The sequence below is a fragment of the Streptococcus huangxiaojuni genome, assembly GCF_040930515.1.
In the GTDB taxonomy this organism is placed as follows: domain Bacteria; phylum Bacillota; class Bacilli; order Lactobacillales; family Streptococcaceae; genus Streptococcus; species Streptococcus huangxiaojuni.
The window spans coordinates 98,237-117,694 of the sequence record NZ_JBFQEG010000004.1 but is presented as its reverse complement, the minus strand read 5'-3'; the positions used below and the strand labels follow the sequence as shown (position 1 = coordinate 117,694).

Sequence of the window (19,458 nt, the reverse complement as noted above, 5' to 3'; positions counted from 1 at the left end):
TAAACTTAAGCAGGCTTTTTGCTCCTATCAGCCGAAATACTGCAGCAGAACACCTGCTGCAACTGCTGAGCCGATAACTCCTGCTACATTAGGCCCCATAGCATGCATCAGTAAGAAATTTGAAGGATCTTCTTCAACCCCCACTCCCTGGACAACACGTGCTGCCATAGGAACAGCAGATATTCCTGCTGCACCAATCATTGGATTAATTTTTCCTTTGGTTAAATGATACATCAGCCTACCCATAAGAACACCTGCTGCTGTACCGGCTGCAAAGGCAATTAAACCAAGTATAATAATCTTTATCGTGTCCGGCGACAGCAGGACCTCAGCTTCCGCTTTGGCACCTACACTGACCCCCAGCAAGATAGTAATAATATACATCAGCGAATTAGAGAGAGTTTCTGTAATTTTGGGAACCTGTCCGGATTCTTTAATCAGATTGCCCAGCATCAGCATCCCGATAAGCGGAGCTGAAGACGGTAAAATCAAGACCGTAAAAATGGTCACAATAATCGGGAAAAGAATTTTTTCCTTTTTAGAAACAGGACGCAGCTGCTGCATTTTGACCTTGCGCTGCTCTTTAGTCGTTAATGCCTTGATAATAGGCGGCTGAATAATCGGAACCAAGGCCATATAAGAATAAGCGGCCAAAGCAATCGTTGACAGCAGATGGGGGGCCAACTGACTGGTTGTATAAATAGCTGTCGGACCGTCTGCACCGCCGATAATACCAACGGAAGCAGCCTCAGGACCCGTCATATCGAGCATAATTGAGCCCATCAGAGCCACAAAAATACCAACTTGGGCTGCACCTCCCAGCAATAGAGTCTTAGGATTTGAAATTAAAGGCCCAAAATCTGTTGTCGCACCCAAACAAAGGAAAATAAGCGGTGGGTAAATTCCCTTATCCACTCCCTGATAGAGATAATAGATCAGTCCTCCGCTTACCCCGTCAGCAGGGGGATCCATCAAGCCTCCCAGAGGCAGGTTGACCAGCAGCATACCAAAAGCAATCGGAATTAAAAGATAAGGTTCGTACCCTTTGGCAATCGCTAAATAAAGAAACAGACAGGCAATTCCAAGCACAATAATTGTCTTAAAGTCAAGAGCCATTAATCCCGAGGAATCCAACATTTCAATTAGAGCGTCTAACATAAACCCCTCTCCCTCTCTATAATGTCATCAGGACTGTCCCTGCTTCAACTTGTGTTCCTTTATCAACAAAAATCTGATTGACAACACCATCTGCCGAAGCAACTACAGCACTTTCCATCTTCATCGCTTCCAAGATACAAAGGGTATCTCCTGCTTTAACACTGTCTCCTGCTTGAACATTGAGAGAAATAATCGTCCCCGGCATAGGGGCAGTAACCTCTAGTCCACCTTCGTTACTGCTTGAGGCGGATGCTTGATTGTCCGATGAAGCCGACCCAGACTGACGAGCCTGATTCAGCTCTTTCTCCGAAATCTCTTCTAAAGTCACATCATAAGTCTGACCATTGACCGTAATCTGATATTTTTTCATACAAAACTCCCTTAATTAAGATGCAAAGGCCGTTTAAAAATCCGTATGAAAATAGGGGATGGCAAGTGATGCTGGATCACGACGACAGCCATCTTTTTCACTAGGATTTTAGGCCGTGTTCAATTATTTAATCCGTTTAATTGCGGTAATACGATACTTTTTGTCTTGCTTGTTGTCACTAGCAACAGCTAAAGCTGTAAGAGCTGCTACTAATTTTAATTCTTCGTTATCAGCTAAAGTCTGTCCCTTTTCTTGAGAAGCCGGCTGTGCCGGCGAAACACTGTCAGCGCTCTGTGAATTTTCAATGAATCTAAACCCTTCGATTATAAACATCAGACCGACTAATACAACCATAACGACGGTTATCGCAACAACCGAGAGGCTTAATGCCTCCATGATACTGATATGTTCCATTGCTCCTCCTGTTAAATCAATAAATGAGAGTGCCCGTCACCCAAGAAATACAGCTCTGACTTCTGTCATCCTATTAAAAACTGGCGCTTTTTCCCCATTTTATACCTGACAGAGTCTGGTATGATGGCTCAGCTTGTCTGCAGTAGCCTACATGACAGCCTGAATCCTAATAATCTCATCATCAGCCGGTTCCTGATTATCTTGGGGCAGATATTTTTGCTTCAAAAAGTCTTTTCCCAATTGCGGGAACATCGCATAGATCAGCACATCTTCTTCAGAGCGTGCCAACCCTTTCAACTCCTGCTTCATTTGGTCTAACTCCGGTTCCAGCAAGTCTGCAGGACGAATGGTAATCACAGGTTCATCCTCAACAATCTTTTGCTTGACACTGTCTTTAATCGGAGCAGGGGATTTGCCGTATTTACCGCAGACATAATCTTTTATTTCATTTGGGACCATCTTATAGCGTTCGTTGGCTAAGACATTAAAGACAGCCTGCGTTCCAACCATTTGGCTGAGAGGTGTTACAAGAGGGGGATAGCCAAGATCTTCCCGTACCCGCGGAACCTCTTTAAGAACTTCCTCATAAAGATGCTCAGATTTAGCTTGCTTGAGCTGAGAATAGAGGTTGGACAGCATACCCCCAGGAACTTGATAGATCAAGGTCTGAGGTTCCAATCCCATCATCTTTGGAGCCAGAACCCCTTCCTTGATATATTTTTCCTTAATAGGTTTAAAATAGTCACTGATAGCCACCAGAGCATCATCATCCAAGTCCACTTTAAATCCTAGCTCTTTTAAAACAGTACTGAGACTTTCAGTAGCCGGCTGGCTTGTCCCACCAGCCAGAGGAGAAATAGCTGTATCGATAATATCTGCTCCAGCCTCGACAGCTGCTAAATAAGTCATCTCAGAAGTCCCGCTAGTTGCATGTGTGTGAACTTCTATCGGAAGATCCGTTACTTCCTTCAATGCAGGAATTAAGGTTCTCGCAGCAGCTGGTGTCAAAATACCTGCCATGTCTTTGACACAAATAGAATCAGCTCCCAAAACCGCCATCTCTTGAGCCAGCTGCTTATAATAGTCGATAGTATGAACAGGACTTGTTGTGTAGCAAATCGTCAGCTGAGCGTGCTTGCCGTTTTTCTTGACAGCTTTCACACTGGCTTCTAAATTGCGTACATCATTCAGAGCATCAAAGATACGGAAAATATCCATGCCATTTTGTGCAGCAGATGTGATGAACTGTTCGACTATATCATCAGCATAGTGGCGATAACCAAGGAGATTTTGGCCACGCAGCAACATTTGCAGTTTCGTATTTTTTGCTCTTTTTTTAATTGCCCGCAATCGCTCCCACGGATCTTCATTGAGGTAACGAACACAAGAATCAAAGGTGGCTCCTCCCCAGCACTCCAAAGCATGGTAGCCTGCCTTATCGAGCTGCTCCATAATCGGCAGCATCTCATCAGTCCGTAAACGAGTAGCCATCAAACTTTGATGAGCATCGCGCAACACTGTTTCTGTAAACATGATATGTTTCACAAAGTTATCCTCCTTTACGATGAGTATAGCCCACAATATATTTTTGGTAGGGCTTACAATCTTGTCTTACTTGTTTTGGTAGGGCTTACAAACTATTATACAACTTCAAAATTCAAAAAAAAGCCGAAAGACACCAAAAAAACACAAAAAACACTTGAAAAACATCTCGAAAAACACCTTTCCCATGATTGCTAAACAGGTACAAAACAGAAATCAGATTTCCACATCGCTTTTCAGTATACAAAAAAAGTGAAAGCAAACTCAGTCAGCCTGAATTTTCTCCCACCCTAATACAAGATACAAAGGCCGTATTAAGAAGCTCCGATATTTCTGCGGATTTTTAATGTCAGCATGCCTTCATTATGTTCAAGAGTCGCTTGGTCAATAGCCCTTCCCAGCAAACTGTAATCATGATCAGTCCCATGACCTCCCAGCAAGGCATTATAGTACTCATCAATCTCCACTTCACGCTCTGTATTAAGATCTCTCAGCAGGTGCTTAAAATGATCGGGAATATCGGGAGAAGGAGCCGTAATACTCAGTTCAAATTTATCCTTATCAAGTTGAAAAGAGACATCGAATTGATAGTATTTATGCTCTAAAAAATAACCAATCAATTCTTTCATAATACGTGTCGCCTTGTTTTTTTCACTAATCATAACTACCAAGCCTTACCTTTACGTTTATTCTTCTGAACTTCTGCGACGAGGCAGGCTTTCCAATATCGGAACCAAAAAGGCTGCTACAAAACCGCTGGAAAAACCATTATTATAAAGGCACAGTCCCAAATGGAGATCAATAACACTCTGTGTCATATTAAACTGGAGAAACCCTGCTATCATCCCTACTATTATACCATAATAACCAGCAAGCGGAGCCAGTGAAGTACCAAATAAGAGAGATAAGGCAAAGCCAATCGTCCCGAAGGATTCATTAGCAAACCAAGCGGCCAGAATGACCCCAAAAGCCACAGGCAGAGTATTGCGCAGGTGTTTCCCAAAACCAGCAAAACCGATGATAGACATGAGACCGCCTGCAATAGGGCCATTCAGTTGGATCCTAAGAACCAGTAATAAACTCAGATAAACCATTCCTAAAAGACCCATGTTAAAAAAGGCAGTTTTACGGCCGTACTTAATGACAAAATCATCCGGCAGACGCCCGACACGGTGATTCAGTTTGATGAATTTCGTTTTAAAGTCCTGAAAATCCAGCTGAATCAGAGCTTGTCCAAGCATCAGCAGACAAACAGACAGCATATAGATTAAAATATAGTCATGTGCTTCTGTACTCAGCACTTGAGCTGTCGGAATATCAAATTGAAAATAGCGTAGACAGGCATAAACAAACATACCGATAACTCCGGATGTAAAACCAATGTTGTAAAGAGTGTAGCCTTGATGGAACTTCAAAAACGCTTCGGCAAGAGGGGGAGTAACCAGCCCCAAAACTAAACCCAGGGCAATACCGCCTAACACTGAAATGAATGACAGGCCATGCGAAAACATGACATAAGAGACAGCAGGAGCCATACAAGTTGTAAATAAACTGATGGAGGTGTAAAGCTTAAAAGATTGATGTGACAGCTTGGCGTATAAGATAACTCCTAAAAGAATAGGCAGGATATTCAATAGATGTGTCCCAAAAAAGGAATGCCCTACAAAAATGCCTATCGCTGCCATCTGAAAACCAGTCAGATGGGTCAATTGGTTGCGAATGTTTAAATAATAAGCAATGGCAAGGTGCAAAGCAGCATTAACAAAGGTTGCAGCTATACCTGCCACAGCAAAAAAATCATGGATTAAATAGGTCTGCTGGAGTAATAAATGAGCATAATCCTCCCACCAAGTTGTCTTGGCAGGAGACAGCAGACCAAAAATAAAAGTTCCTATAGCCAATAAAAGAAGATTATCTTTTTCCCAATTCAGTTGCCGCAGCTGGCTTATCCGCATCTTTTCAGTCCTCCTTTACCAAACTTCCCTAATACTAAAGTAACCTAACTGATGATAAACAGCAAGGTTTTTTAGTGTGTTTTTTAAGCGCTTACATATCAGATCTGTCTGTTTCCTGTCCTCCGGCACTGATTTCACTGTATATGCCAGCGTTTGATCTTTTTTAGAGAGCTGGTTTAAATAAGATGAAAATGCAGATAGAGCAGCCCTTAAAATTAACTTCAGCTGTTCGATTTCGGCACCTTATCTTTTTTAAAATCAATTCGGACTGCCTGCTGAACTGTCTTTCTGTCTGAAATCTGTCCGCTTACCTAGTCAAAACAGCACCAACACTACATTTCGTGTTCAACAAAAATATCAAACACAATATATTGTGTTTTTTCGAGAAAAAGTTCTTGCTTTTTTTATTTATTTTGTATATCCTAGATACATATGACTTTTCCAGAAACGGAAAATTTTTAGGAGGAATTACTTATGTCACAAATCACGCTGTTTTCAAAAAACAACTGCATGCAGTGCAAAATGACCAAAAAATTCTTGGAGCAGCATCAGGCGGATTTTACAGAAATTAATATCGATGAACATCCGGAAAAGATCGACTATGTTAAAAGCCTCGGCTTCACTGCCGCTCCTGTAATTGAAGCAGGTGACCACGTTTTTTCAGGCTTTCAGCCTAATAAATTAAAAGAAATTATTTAATTTTAAGGCTTCATCTCAAAAAATAAATGGAATGAAGCCTTATTATATGTAAAAAGCAATATTATAAAAGGAATTTTAGATAAAATGAGTCTCAAAAATCTTGGCGATGTTTCCTATTTTCGTCTTAATAATGAAATTAACCGTCCTGTCAACGGACAAATTCCGCTTCATCGGGACAGAGAAGCCTTAAATGCTTTTTTTGCGGAGAATGTTGAACCTAATACAATGAGATTTGACAGCATTACCGACAAAGTCAATTACTTAATAGATAATGATTACATTGAGTCTGACTTTATTCATAACTATTCACCAGCTTTTATTGAAAAATTAGCAGCAGACATTCAGGCTCAGGGATTTCAGTTTAAGTCTTTTATGGCTGCTTATAAATTCTATCAGCAATATGCTTTGAAAACCGATGATGGTGATTTTTATCTCGAAAGTATGGAAGATCGGGTCATGTTTAATGCCCTCTATTTTGCTGATGGCAACGAGGAGCTGGCGCATGATTTGGCCATCGAAATGATTAATCAGCGCTATCAGCCGGCAACGCCTTCATTTTTGAACGCCGGCCGAAGCAGACGGGGTGAGCTGGTCTCCTGTTTTTTAATTCAGGTAACAGATGATATGAACGCTATTGGCCGATCCATCAATTCTGCTCTGCAGTTATCACGGATTGGCGGCGGAGTAGGCATTTCTTTGTCCAACCTTCGTGAAGCCGGAGCACCGATTAAGGGATTTGCAGGCGCAGCTTCCGGTGTTGTACCTGTTATGAAGCTGTTTGAAGACAGCTTCTCCTACTCGAACCAGCTCGGTCAGCGTCAGGGGGCCGGAGTGGTCTATCTCAATGTCTTTCATCCGGATATTATCGCCTTTCTTTCAACCAAGAAAGAAAATGCTGACGAAAAAGTTCGTGTAAAGACCTTATCCCTTGGAGTAGTTGTTCCCGATAAATTTTACGAGCTGGCGCGTCAAAATGAAGACATGTACCTGTTCAGCCCTTACAGTGTTGAAAGGGAATACGGTGTGCCTTTTAATTACATTGACATCACTGAAAAGTATGATGAACTGGTTGCCAATCCAAATATCACTAAGACCAAAATCAAGGCTCGGGATCTTGAAACTGAGATTTCTAAACTGCAGCAGGAATCCGGCTACCCTTATATTATTAATGTTGATACAGCCAACAGGAGCAACCCGATTGACGGAAAAATTGTAATGAGCAACCTCTGTTCGGAAATCCTGCAGGTTCAAAAACCTAGCCTGCTCAACGATGCTCAGGAGTTTGTTGAAATGGGAACCGATATTTCCTGCAACCTCGGTTCGACCAATGTTGTCAATATGATGGCTTCGCCTGATTTCGGCCGCTCAATCAAAGTTATGACACGGGCTTTAACCTTTGTGACCGATGCATCGCACATAGAAGCGGTACCGACAGTGAAACATGGCAACAGCCAAGCGCATACCTTTGGTTTGGGCGCAATGGGGCTGCATTCTTTTCTGGCTCAGAATCATATAGCCTACGGCAGTCCAGAATCGCTTGAATTTACCGATATTTATTTTATGCTGCTTAATTACTGGACACTGGTTGAATCCAACAATATTGCCCGTGAGCGTCAGAAGACATTTGTTGGTTTTGAACAATCTAAATATGCTGACGGAACTTATTTTGACAAGTATATAACCGGCCAGTATGTGCCAAAATCCAGACGTGTGCAAGAGCTGTTTGCCGGCCACTTTATTCCGCAGGCTGAGGATTGGCAGGCTCTCAAAGAACAAGTAATGCAGGTCGGTCTCTATCATCAAAACCGGCTTGCTGTGGCACCGAACGGATCGATTTCTTATATTAATGATGTATCAGCCTCTATCCATCCGATTACGCAGCGTATCGAAGAACGTCAGGAAAAGAAAATCGGCAAAATTTACTACCCTGCTGCCGGACTGTCAACTGATACGATTCCTTACTACACTTCTGCCTACGATATGGATATGCGGAAAGTCATTGATGTTTATGCTGCCGCAACAGAACATGTGGATCAAGGTCTGTCTTTGACCCTGTTTATGCGCAGTGACATTCCTAAAGGGCTCTATGAATGGAAAACTGAAAGCAAACAAACGACCCGCGATTTGTCCATTTTGCGCAACTATGCTTTCAATAAAGGGATTAAATCCATTTATTATGTCCGTACCTATACAGACGATGGAGAAGAGGTTGGCTCTAACCAATGTGAATCCTGTGTCATTTAATTGGCTGCATAGGGGTTCTTGGTCTGTGCATTAGCTGTTTACTATACGATGGAAAGGAAGAGACACTGTCTTTTGAAACAGTGTCCAAAAAGATAAAACCGGGACTGCAAAAGGGATTGACCCGGCTTTAGGTGATTTAATGATGACTACTTATTACGAAGCGATTAACTGGAATGAAATTGAAGACATTATTGATAAGTCAACTTGGGAAAAACTGACTGAACAATTTTGGCTCGATACACGTATTCCTTTATCAAACGACCTTGATGACTGGCGGAAACTCTCCAGCGAAGAAAAAGATTTGGTCGGTAAAGTTTTTGGCGGCTTAACCCTGCTGGACACCATGCAGTCCGAATCCGGAGTCGAAGCTATCCGCGGGGATGTTCGTACACCGCATGAAGAGGCCGTCCTTAACAATATTCAGTTTATGGAATCGGTCCACGCCAAATCTTATTCATCCATTTTTTCTACTCTCAATACGAAAGCTGAGATTGAAGACATTTTTGAGTGGACAAACAGCAATGAATACTTGCAGAAAAAAGCCAAAATCATTAATGATATTTATAAGCACGGCAATGCTCTGCAAAAAAAGGTGGCTTCCACTTATCTTGAAACTTTTCTCTTTTATTCAGGCTTCTTTACGCCGCTCTACTACCTTGGCAACAATAAGCTCGCTAATGTGGCAGAGATTATTAAATTGATTATCCGCGATGAGTCTGTGCACGGGACTTATATCGGTTATAAATTTCAGCTGGGCTTTAATGAACTATCTGAGGAAGAGCAGAGTGACTTTCGCGACTGGATGTACGACCTCCTTTATCAGCTTTATGAAAATGAAGAACGCTATACGCATACTCTTTATGAAACAGTGGGCTGGACCGAGGAAGTCATGACCTTTCTGCGCTATAATGCTAATAAGGCTCTAATGAATTTGGGGCAGGATCCGCTGTTTCCGGACACAGCCAACGACGTGAACCCGATCGTAATGAATGGTATTTCTACAGGAACATCCAATCATGATTTCTTCAGCCAGGTAGGCAACGGCTATCTGCTTGGCAGTGTTGAAGCCATGAGAGACGATGATTATAATTACGGACTGTCATAAAAACTATTCTCATACAAAAGGCAGCTGGGGCGAAAGTCTCAGCTGCCTTTGTTAGAGTCGGGAATAAAAATGGCATGATATCTGTAAACAAAATACCTCCAGCCTAAAAGAAGGAAGAAGAGTGAAGAAAAATCGATGATTTTGAATGCACGGTTTTCCTTCACTCTTTTTTAGATTGAGAGCATCTGATACTGTTACATTAACAGCTCCTGTGAACCTTTAAAAACTCATGTCTGCCTACCTTTTAGACAGACATGAATAATCAATCCAGTTCAAAACTGTCCTGCTTGTTTCAGATATTCTTCTTGAAATACTGCCTGTAAAACAGCTACAGCCTGCTCTCCTTCCTCTTCTGTCAGAGTCAAAGGAGGCAGGAGCCGCAGAACATTGCTGCCGGCCGTTAAAACAATCAGGCCTCTGGCCCGTGCACCAGCAACTAGATCAGCCAAGTCTGCTTTAGTTTCAATACCGATCATATAGCCCAATCCTCGAATATCGGTCACAAGCGGCAAATCGGCCAGAGCTGCTTTGAGTTTCTGCTGAAGGATGTCAGCATTTAAGCGCACCGTTTGTAAAAAATTATCGCCCTGCAGAACATCAAGCACAGCCGAGCTGACAGCCATAGCCAGTTTGTTGCCGCCAAAGGTTGAACCATGGCTGCCATAAGAAAAGGCTGACCCCAAGTCAGACTTGCCAAGCATGGCACCAACGGGAAAACCATTGCCCAAACCCTTAGCCAAGGTAAAAATATCAGGTTCAATCCCATAGTGCTCAAAGGAAAAAAGCCGGCCTGTCCGTCCCATACCTGTCTGCACTTCATCAACGATTAATAAAATTTCCTGCTGCTGGCAAAAGGCTGCTAAATCACTGACAAAAGTCCTATCTGCTACATGAATACCTGATTCACCCTGCACCAATTCCAGCATAACAGCTGCCGTATCCTCCGTAACCAGCCGTTTGACACTGTCCAAATCATTCAAAACAGCATAAGAAAAATGCGGCACACCATCACCAAATCCTTTTTTTATGGTCTCCTGGCCGCTGGCAGAAAGGGAACCGAAGGTTCTCCCGTGAAAAGAATTTTTAAAACTAATGATTTCCTGCTTGCCGCTGCTTTTTCTGGCCAGCTTAATAGCTGCTTCATTGGCTTCCGCCCCGCTGTTGCAAAAGTAGGCCAAATAATCATAGCCACCAATCAGCTTATCTGCTACTTCTTCTTGCAGACTGTTGCGATAAAGATTAGGGCTGTGCCAGATTTCTTCAGCTTGCTTTTTCAGAGCAGACTTGACATAAGGGTGGAAACCTAGATTAGTCACTCCGATTCCGCTGGCAAAATCAAGATAAGACTTACCTTTTTGATCCCATAAATAATTTCCCTCAGCTTTGATAAATTCGACATCAGCTCTTTTATAATTTTGAAAAAGTTTTCCCATAACTACCCCTTTTGAATGAGTGTTCCACGATTTAAACGGTCTCCGATTAAAACTTGTTCAACACCTGCAAACACTGTTTCTGCTGCACTTTCAACCTTGGGAATCATACCGCCTGTTATGGTTCCGTCAGCAATTTTTTTCTGTATAGCGCTGAGCGGCAGGTGCTCAAGTACTGTCCCCTTCTCTAAAACCCCTGGGACATCTGTCATTAAAATTAATTTTTCGGCCGACAGAGCCTGAGCCACAGCTCTAGCCAGATAATCAGCATTGATATTCAAAACTTCTCCTTGATGACTGTAGCCTAAAGAAGGCAGGAGCGGCACTAACCCCCTTTCCAAAAATTCTAACAGGGGCGCTTTAGCCACAGCACTTACTTGTCCGACATAACCGTAAAGGTCTTTTTGTAAAAAATCTGCCTGAACAATTTCCTGTAAATCTGCATCAACCGTTAAGGCATTTATTCCAGCTTGATTTAGCTGCTGCGCCAAAGATTTTCCGACTTTCTTGGTCAAAGCCGTTTTAATCAGCGGCATATCAAGCTCTGCTGTCACTCGCAGACCATTGACTTTTTGAATCGGCCGCTGATGATCTTTCATCATCTGATCAATGGCAAAGCCACCGCCATGTACAATGAGAACAGCTTTTCCTGCATCTGTCCATGTCTTGATTTGATTCAGAAAATCTGCAGTCAAAGACCGGCTGGCTACTCCGCCGATTTTGATAACAATCACATCTTTCATAACTTTTCATTCCTTTTTATAAGGCAATTAGCTTTTCACAGTTGGCCAAAAATCTGGGGATAAGGAGGATTAAGTCCGGTAAAGCGCATTGATTTTAACATAATCATAGGATAAATCACAGCCCCATGCAGTTCCCTTAGAATCTCCGTTATGCAAGTCAACCTTAATGACTAGTTCGTCATCCTGCATAATATCCTGCATTTCCTCATCATCAAAAGCAACAGGATTTGAACTGAGCAGGACCGGTATCGGGCCTAAATAAATATCAACCTTGTCTACTGTGATATCTGCTCCGGCATAGCCTATTGCGGCTAAAATCCGTCCCCAATTCGGATCTTCACCAAAAACAGCTGTTTTAACCAGACTGGATCCGACAACACTCTTAGCCAGCATACGGGCCGTTTTGCTGTCCGGGGCATTGGCGACTTGAACTTCAATTAACTTAGTCGCTCCTTCTCCGTCTTTTGCAATTTTTTTGGCTAGGTCAGTCATGACAGCAGAAAGCATTTGCGAAAACTTCTCAAATTCTGCTGTCTCAGGCAGAATTTCCTGATTGCCGCTGCAGCCGTTGGCAAGAACAAGAACCATATCGTTAGTTGAGGTGTCACCGTCTATAGTAATCTGATTAAAAGTGGTTTCGACATTTTGCCGCAGAGCCAATTTCAGGGTCTGGCTGGAAATGTTAGCGTCGCAGGTGATAAAAGCAAGCATAGTGGCCATATTAGGGTGAATCATGCCCGATCCCTTAGCTACTCCGGCCATAGTGACCTCATCAGACCCAAACATTTCCTTGGCAGCTACCGTCTTTGTTACAGTGTCCGTTGTTAAAATTGCTTGGGCAAAATCGTCCGCATTTCCGTTAATGACGATTTTTTCCAGTCCCTTCTCCAGTTTATCCATAGGCAGCAAATCGCCGATGACACCGGTAGAAGCCACTCCAACCAAGTGCGGTTCAATCTTCAATTTTTCAGCAGCCCGCCTTTGCATACTGTAGGCGTCCGCTAATCCTTGGCTGCCTGTACAGGAATTGGCAACACCGGAATTTACGACAACCGCCTGCATTTGGCCATGCTCTTCAATTGCTGAACGCGTTACAATCAAAGGCGCAGCAACAACTTTATTGGTCGTATAAACACCGGCAACACTGGCTGGCCTTTCAGATACCAGCCAGCCAAAATCCAATTTTCTCTTTTTAAAGCCCGCATGCAGACCATCTGCTGAAAATCCCAGCGGACTGGCAATATTTCCTTGAAAAATTTTCATCTTTTCCCTTTTCCTTTTTTATAAATAGCTTGGTACAGCCAGCAGTCCTGTTTTTTCATCAAAACCGAACATCAAATTAAAATTTTGAACAGCTTGGCCTGCCGCCCCTTTAATCAAATTGTCGATAACAGATACGACTGTCAGCACATTAGTCAGCGGATTATAAGCAAAACCAATATCCGCAAAATTAGAGCCGATGACATTATGCAGCTCTGGCAATTCCTGCTGAATTCGAACAAAGAATTTATCCGCATAGCAGTCTTGATACAGCGCTGTAATAGCCTCATGCGTCAGAGGCTGCTTTAATTTCACATAACAGGTCGCCATAATTCCGCGATTGACCGGCAAGAGAGAGGTCGAGAACTGAATATGCTGCAGCTGACTGTCAAAGAGCTGCAATTCTTGCACGATTTCCGGAATATGCTGATGACGGTTCAGCTTATAAGTCACATAATTGTCATGGACATTGACAAAATGGCTGGAAGCCGAAAGAGCTTTCCCAGCGCCAGTCAAGCCGCTTTTAGCGTCTACAATAATCGAAGTCAGATCAATCGCCTGCGCTTTAAGCAGGGGAATGAGGGCTAATTCTGCTGCAGTTGCATAACAGCCGGGATTGGCAATAAATTTTTTTCCTTTTAAATCTGTATATTCACTCAAAGCATAGGTAAACCGAGCCAGTACACTGTCTGTTTGAGCGGTTTTCTGATACCATCTTTCATAAAGCGAAGCGGGCAAACGGTGATCGCCTGATAAATCGATAACCGGAAAATCAGCTGCAACAAAATCGCCAGCTAAATCTTTAGCAACACCGCTAGGCGTCGCCAGAAAAACAAGATCAGCTTTTTCCATAATAGATTGACTGTCAACAGCATCAATTTTTAAATCACAAATTCCTTTTAAATAGGGATAAATATCAGAAAGAGAACTGCCAATATCTTTGCTGGCATGAATAGAAACAATCTCTGCATTTTTATGATTATTCAAAAGTCTAACCAGTTCCAAACCGCTGTAACCTGTAACACCAACAATCGATACTTTCATGCTATGACTCCTTTTTAAGATATTATTCATTTTAACGTATAATTATACATAAGTCAAGGAAAATTTCTGCTCGCATAGAAAAAAGCAGCCTCAATAAAGGCTGCTTAGGATAAAAGATTTAAAAGAGCTGGGACAAAAATCCTACCTCGTTTCACTTTTTTAGACATATGAATTTTGACTGGTAGTTATTATTCCTTCCTAATCAACTGCGTGGGAGGCGGGACAACAAAATCGAAATTGTTATTTTATGACGATTTACCGATTTTTGTCCCACTCTCTTATTTCAGCAATTCAAGCGCAAGTTATCACATCTCTCATAAAAAAAGCAAAAAAATCGCTGCAGGGAGATTGTTTAAAATATGGACCAAAATTGAATCCTTGATATTGCCCCGGCGCTGATAAGCCAGATATAAAAGTACCCCGATTCCGGCATAGGTTAGAAATTCAATGAGATTGGTCGAGTGCGGCAAGGCAAAGACAACGGTCGTCACAAAGCCGGCCAGGAGTCTGCTATGTCCTTTAAATAAGAAATGTTCAGGAAAAGCCCGGTAGGCCAGCTCTTCAATAATTGGACCGATAATGCCGATTAAAAGCACATAAAGCAGGGTAAAGAAAAAGAAGCCTCCACTAAAAAAAGAAGTCATACTCTGCAGAGCTGCATCGTTAGCTGTTGTTTCCTGACCGGAATAGAGTTGATTGATAACAGTTCCTACAATAGCCACTGCCCGCATTCCCAGCCAGAACAATAAAGCGAAGCCCAGATCGATTCCTTTTATTTTCTGCTGTTTAACCGTATCGCTTTCGTGTTTTTTGTGAAAGGTCCATAAAACATAGATGACACAAACAACAAAGGCAAGATAAAGCAGCCCCAGCAGCCACTGCATCAGGGGAGAAAGCTCTTTTTGTCCTCTTAATAAGAAGAGCGGTATGACATTGCAGACTAATGACAGAAGAATCAGACCGAGAGCTTTTAAACTATTTAAAACTATTTTCATTATTTATCCTCATAAAGCATTTCATTTTTGATAAACCTATCATAGCATTTTTACAAAATAAAAACCAGATTATTTAAAAAGGAATCAAACCTTCTTCTAATGATAAAGTTCCGGCCGTCTATCCGCAAAAACAGGGATCTGACTGCGAAGTGCATCGCTCTGAGAAATATCAAGCCTAGCCCTATATATCCCAGAGCTATTATCCGAAGCCTGCAGAACCGTCTGCCCAAGCGGATCAATAACCAGGGAATGCCCAGAAAAATGATGCTGAGGATCTTCGCCGACACGGTTAACCCCAACCACAAAAGCCTGATTTTCCACTGCTCGCGCTCTCAGCAGTATTTCCCATTGCTGAATACGTTCTTTAGGCCACTGAGCGACAACAAACAGAATCTGGCTACCTCCAGCCATCATCGTACGAATCCATTCAGGAAAGCGCAAATCATAGCAGATAACAGCAGAAGCCTTGATACCATCAAGATTAAACTGGCTCGTCTGATTACCGGGCTGTAAATAGAGATCTTCAGCCATCGGGCCAAATAAATGAACTTTGGCATACTCCCCGATTACATCACCCTTACGGTCAAAAATATAAGTGCTATTATAAAAACCATCGGTCTTTTGAACCGCTACCGAACCGGCCACAATATTAACAGCATGCCACTTGGCAAATTCTCCTAAAACAGCCTGTGTCTGCTGGCCATCTTTATCAGCAATTTCATCTAAATCGGCCAGTGCATAGCCAGTGTTCCACATCTCCGGCAGCACTATAACATCGGTCTCTTCCTTCACTGCTTTCTCCAGCAAGTCTGAAACAGCAGCAAAATTTCGCTCAGGATCATTATAAAAGACAGGCATTTGTACTAAAGCAATCCGCATCTTTTCACCTCACAAACTCAGGCAATTGCAACACAGCCCGCAATAATTTACCTTTATTATATCCATTATAAAGCTTGACTGCAAGGCCAAGAAAAACTAATCGTTCATTTAGCGCCATCAGACTTTGCATGGTAGCAGCACTCAAAACAAGAAGGTTTTATGCCCAATCTGAAAGACTAAAAATTCTGACAGTAAGGAAAAATCAGAAACGCCGAAAATCGATGTTCTCTATACAGCACTTCGCTCCATTCATTCTTATTTTAATACCATTTAAAAAACACCTGAAAGCTAAATTGCAATAGCGTTTTAGGTGTTTTTTTGTCACATCTGCTGGAACGACGGTAAGCCTAACAACAAGGAAAAACTGCTTTACCAAAACTTTTTGATTCTGCAGCTGCCTGACACAGACCCGCATTTCTAATCTTTTAGCGGCAGATTGTCTGCGACCGCTCCCAGTAAAGCAGAAATGGCTGATGGGTCTGTTCCTCCTGCCATAGCCATTGTTGGCTTACCACCTCCTCGTCCGGAGACAATAGGTGCCAATTGCTTAATCAGTTGGCCAGCAGGGACAGTGTCCTTCTTGCTGGCAACAAGGACGCTGACTTTTTCACCGATAGGAGCAGCCAGAACAAGAACATCTGAGTAATCTTTTTGTTTCCAATTATCTGCAAAAGTACGCAAAGCAGCGGCATCAGATGCTTGAACTTGAGCGGCAACATAAGTGATTCCTTTTGCTTCCTTAACATCTGTAAAGATTGATTCTGCCTGGACTGCAGCTGCTTTTTCCTTAAGTTCTGTATTTTCCTTTTGCAGCTGACGAAGTTCTTCTAACAGACCTGTTACTCTGTGCGGAACATCTTTAAGCTGCTGGGACTTAATATTGAAAGCCACTGTCTTAAGAATATCTTCAGTCTCACGGTAAGCTTCAAAGGCCTGCGGACCGGTAGCAGCTAAAATACGTCGGGTACCAGAGCCAATGCCTTCTTCTTTAAGAATCTTAAATAGACCAATTTCCGCCGTATTTTTAAGATGGGTACCGCCGCAAAGTTCGACAGAATAATCTCCAATTGTAACCACACGCACCTGCCGGCCATATTTTTCACCAAAGAGAGCCAAAGCTCCCATTGATTTAGCCGTATCAATGTCGGTTTCAATCGTTTTTACAGCAAGAGCCTTCCAAATTTGCTGATTCACTTCTTCTTCTATCTGACGAAGCTGACTTGGACTGACAGCTTCGAAGTGGGTGAAGTCAAAACGCAGAAAATCGGTTTCGTTGAGAGAGCCTGCCTGTCTTGCATGATCGCCTAAAACATTATGCAGAGCGGCATGCAGCAAATGGGTTGCTGTATGATTAGCCATGACACGATAGCGTCTGTCATGATCGATCGCGAGTGTATAGGTCTGACCAATCGAAAGTTCAGACAAAATCTGTGCTGTATGGAGAGGCTGACCGTTAGGGGCTTTTTGAACATCTGTAATACGAGCTACAAGGTCCCCATCTTTATTTTTAATCACACCATGATCGGCTACCTGACCGCCCATTTCTGCATAGAAAGGCGTTCGGTCAAAAACCAGAAAGGCCTGACCGTCTGCTGCAGTTTCCGCCCGTTCATTATGGACAATCAGAACTGACAAGTTGGCGCTTAATTCTTCTTTGTCATAGTCAAAAACAGATGATTCAACAATAGCGGATAATGTTTCATTCTGCATCCCCATCGACCCACCTTTAACTGCACCGGCACGCGCCCGTTCCTGCTGCTCTTTCATCGCTGTCTGAAAACCATGGTGATCAATCTTAAACCCTTGATCTTCGGCCAGTTCTTCTGTCAGTTCAACTGGAAAGCCATAGGTGTCATACAGTTTAAAGATTGCCTGACCGTCCAGACTATCCTTGCCTTGCTGTTTCAGCTGGCTCAGAACTTGTTCTAAGTGAACTGTACCTGCATCAATGGTTCTGGCAAATGTCTCTTCTTCACGCTTAATAATCTTTTCAATAAAAGCGTCTTTCTCAAGAACTTCGGGATAATATGAGGTCATAATCCGTCCGACAATGGAAACCAGCCGATAGAGGAAGGGCTCTTTAATCCCAAGCCGGCGTCCGTGCATAACGGCCCTGCGCAGCAAACGCCGCAGGACATAACCTCGGCCTTCATTTCCCGGCAAAGCACCGTCAGCAATCGCAAAGGTCAGAGACCGGATATGGTCGGCAATGACTTTAAAACTCATATTATCGCCATCTGGATCATAAACCTTGCCGGAAATCTTTTCCACTTCCCGGATTAAAGGAAGAAAAAGGTCCGTTTCAAAATTAGTTTTAGCCCCTTGGAGAATCGCTACCATACGCTCCAAACCCATACCAGTATCAATATTCTTGTTAGGGAGTTCCTTGTAGGCCGAACGCGGCAAGTCCGGATCCGCATTATATTGAGATAAAACAATATTCCAGATTTCAATATAACGATCATTTTCGATATCTTCTGCCAAGAGGCGGATACCCATATTGTCCGGATCAAAATCTTCCCCTCTGTCAAAAAAGATTTCTGTATCAGGGCCGGAAGGACCAGCTCCGATTTCCCAGAAATTTCCCTCAAGAGGAATCAAGTGGCTGGGATCAACTCCGCAGGACAGCCAGCAATTGTAGGATTCCTTATCATCCGGATAATAAGTCATATAAAGCTTATCCTTAGGTAAATCAAACCACTGAGGGCTGGTCAGCAGCTCGAATCCCCATTTGATTGCTTGATCGCGGAAATAATCACCGATTGAAAAATTCCCCAGCATCTCAAACATGGTGTGATGCCGTGCTGTCTTGCCGACGTTTTCAATATCATTGGTTCGAATCGCTTTTTGAGCGTTGGCAATACGAGGATTTTCCGGAACAACCGAACCATCAAAATATTTTTTTAGGGTTGCAACCCCTGAGTTAATCCACAGTAAAGTTGGATCATCCACTGGAATCAAATTAGCTGATGGTTCGATAGCATGCGCTTTTGATTGCCAAAAATCCAGCCACATTTGCCGCACTTGGGCACTTGTCATTTCTTTCATCAATATCCCTTTCTTTTACTAATGAGACTTTACAGCAGCCTGATCGGCCTTAATACAGTCAATAGCAATGACTAAAGACATTACTAAGTCTCTCACGCTGTCATCAAAGATCTCTATATGGTAAGCTGAAGGCACTGTCAGCCATTCTTGAGCTATTTGCGCCAACAGCGACTCCCCTTGATAAAGCCGAAAATTTTTATTCCAAAAATCACCTTCAACTGACAGCTCAAGGTTATCCACACGATAGCGCGGTCTAAGCCAGGTCAGCTCCTTGACAATCTGAAACTGACTGCCGTCAGCCAGTTCAATATCAAACCTAGGCAAAAAGGTCAGCAGCCTTTTGCTTATTTGACTGACGAAACGGCCTGAAGGCTCTTCCCTGATTGTATAGCTTTTGGGAACTTCCATAAAACTGCCTGTCACAATATAGCGGGAATTTCCTGAATCATCTTTAATAACAAACTGACCGCCTAAGGTCCAAAATTTTTGCTTTATATGAAAAATCTGTTCCATACTGCTGCTTTCAAAAAAACAAGTCCATTTCACGAAGGGCGAAAACCGCGGTACCACCT

At 42.8% G+C, this 19,458-nt stretch carries 17 protein-coding genes; 3 read left to right on the top strand and 14 right to left on the bottom strand.

All coding sequences use genetic code 11. The annotated features are described in order from the left end of the window. Window positions 1–27: 27 nt before the first annotated feature. The 6 genes from AB3329_RS04115 to AB3329_RS04090 form a co-directional block, all read right to left on the bottom strand. Complete coding sequence (locus AB3329_RS04115) at window positions 28–1,158, bottom strand: sodium ion-translocating decarboxylase subunit beta (RefSeq protein ID WP_368394474.1); 1,131 nt, start codon at window positions 1,156–1,158, stop codon at window positions 28–30. Window positions 1,159–1,174: 16 nt separating this feature from the next. Next, window positions 1,175–1,528, bottom strand: a complete 354-nt coding sequence (locus tag AB3329_RS04110; protein ID WP_368394473.1) for a biotin/lipoyl-containing protein — start codon at window positions 1,526–1,528, stop codon at window positions 1,175–1,177. A 123-nt stretch (window positions 1,529–1,651) separates the two neighbouring features. After that, a complete protein-coding gene (locus AB3329_RS04105) occupies window positions 1,652–1,942 on the bottom strand; it encodes an OadG family transporter subunit (RefSeq protein ID WP_368394472.1) in 291 nt (96 codons plus the stop codon). Between the two features lie 147 nt (window positions 1,943–2,089). Continuing rightward, a complete protein-coding gene (locus tag AB3329_RS04100) occupies window positions 2,090–3,487 on the bottom strand; it encodes an oxaloacetate decarboxylase subunit alpha (RefSeq protein ID WP_438272848.1) in 1,398 nt (465 codons plus the stop codon). A gap of 311 nt (window positions 3,488–3,798) precedes the next feature. Beyond that, complete coding sequence (locus AB3329_RS04095) at window positions 3,799–4,146, bottom strand: hypothetical protein (RefSeq protein WP_368394471.1); 348 nt, start codon at window positions 4,144–4,146, stop codon at window positions 3,799–3,801. Window positions 4,147–4,170: 24 nt separating this feature from the next. After that, complete coding sequence (locus tag AB3329_RS04090; protein ID WP_368394470.1) at window positions 4,171–5,439, bottom strand: DUF1576 domain-containing protein; 1,269 nt, start codon at window positions 5,437–5,439, stop codon at window positions 4,171–4,173. 474 nt (window positions 5,440–5,913) lie between these two features. Here AB3329_RS04090 and nrdH point away from each other — a divergent pair, with 474 nt between their 5' ends. The 3 genes from nrdH to nrdF all read left to right on the top strand — a co-directional run bounded on the left by nrdH (window position 5,914) and on the right by nrdF (window position 9,487). Beyond that, the gene (nrdH, locus tag AB3329_RS04085; protein ID WP_368394469.1) at window positions 5,914–6,138 is read left to right on the top strand and encodes a glutaredoxin-like protein NrdH; all 225 of its coding nucleotides are present in this window, start codon (window positions 5,914–5,916) and stop codon (window positions 6,136–6,138) included. An 84-nt stretch (window positions 6,139–6,222) separates the two neighbouring features. Next, window positions 6,223–8,382, top strand: a complete 2,160-nt coding sequence (gene nrdE, locus AB3329_RS04080) for a class 1b ribonucleoside-diphosphate reductase subunit alpha (RefSeq protein ID WP_368394468.1) — start codon at window positions 6,223–6,225, stop codon at window positions 8,380–8,382. 142 nt (window positions 8,383–8,524) lie between these two features. Beyond that, on the top strand, window positions 8,525–9,487 hold the full coding sequence (gene nrdF, locus AB3329_RS04075) for a class 1b ribonucleoside-diphosphate reductase subunit beta (protein WP_368394534.1): 963 nt from the start codon (window positions 8,525–8,527) through the stop codon (window positions 9,485–9,487). A gap of 272 nt (window positions 9,488–9,759) precedes the next feature. On the opposite strand, the gene AB3329_RS04070 is transcribed toward nrdF, so the two are convergent. The 8 genes from AB3329_RS04070 to AB3329_RS04035 all read right to left on the bottom strand — a co-directional run bounded on the left by AB3329_RS04070 (window position 9,760) and on the right by AB3329_RS04035 (window position 19,399). Beyond that, window positions 9,760–10,920 carry an acetylornithine transaminase gene (locus AB3329_RS04070; protein ID WP_368394467.1) on the bottom strand — a complete coding sequence of 387 codons (1,161 nt, stop codon included), beginning with the start codon at window positions 10,918–10,920 and terminating at the stop codon, window positions 9,760–9,762. A gap of 2 nt (window positions 10,921–10,922) precedes the next feature. Beyond that, window positions 10,923–11,660, bottom strand: coding sequence for an acetylglutamate kinase (gene argB, locus AB3329_RS04065; protein WP_368394466.1), 738 nt, complete (start codon window positions 11,658–11,660; stop codon window positions 10,923–10,925). Between the two features lie 69 nt (window positions 11,661–11,729). Continuing rightward, window positions 11,730–12,923, bottom strand: coding sequence for a bifunctional glutamate N-acetyltransferase/amino-acid acetyltransferase ArgJ (gene argJ, locus AB3329_RS04060; RefSeq protein WP_368394465.1), 1,194 nt, complete (start codon window positions 12,921–12,923; stop codon window positions 11,730–11,732). An 18-nt stretch (window positions 12,924–12,941) separates the two neighbouring features. Next, window positions 12,942–13,964 carry an N-acetyl-gamma-glutamyl-phosphate reductase gene (argC, locus tag AB3329_RS04055; RefSeq protein ID WP_368394464.1) on the bottom strand — a complete coding sequence of 341 codons (1,023 nt, stop codon included), beginning with the start codon at window positions 13,962–13,964 and terminating at the stop codon, window positions 12,942–12,944. Between the two features lie 314 nt (window positions 13,965–14,278). After that, entirely contained in the window at window positions 14,279–14,959 is a 681-nt protein-coding gene (locus AB3329_RS04050) for a CPBP family intramembrane glutamic endopeptidase (RefSeq protein WP_368394463.1), read from the bottom strand. A 96-nt stretch (window positions 14,960–15,055) separates the two neighbouring features. Continuing rightward, the gene (locus AB3329_RS04045; RefSeq protein WP_368394462.1) at window positions 15,056–15,838 is read right to left on the bottom strand and encodes a carbon-nitrogen family hydrolase; all 783 of its coding nucleotides are present in this window, start codon (window positions 15,836–15,838) and stop codon (window positions 15,056–15,058) included. A gap of 417 nt (window positions 15,839–16,255) precedes the next feature. Then, on the bottom strand, window positions 16,256–18,886 hold the full coding sequence (alaS, locus tag AB3329_RS04040) for an alanine--tRNA ligase (protein WP_368394461.1): 2,631 nt from the start codon (window positions 18,884–18,886) through the stop codon (window positions 16,256–16,258). 18 nt (window positions 18,887–18,904) lie between these two features. Beyond that, window positions 18,905–19,399 carry an LURP-one-related/scramblase family protein gene (locus AB3329_RS04035; protein ID WP_368394460.1) on the bottom strand — a complete coding sequence of 165 codons (495 nt, stop codon included), beginning with the start codon at window positions 19,397–19,399 and terminating at the stop codon, window positions 18,905–18,907. Window positions 19,400–19,458: the final 59 nt, after the last annotated feature.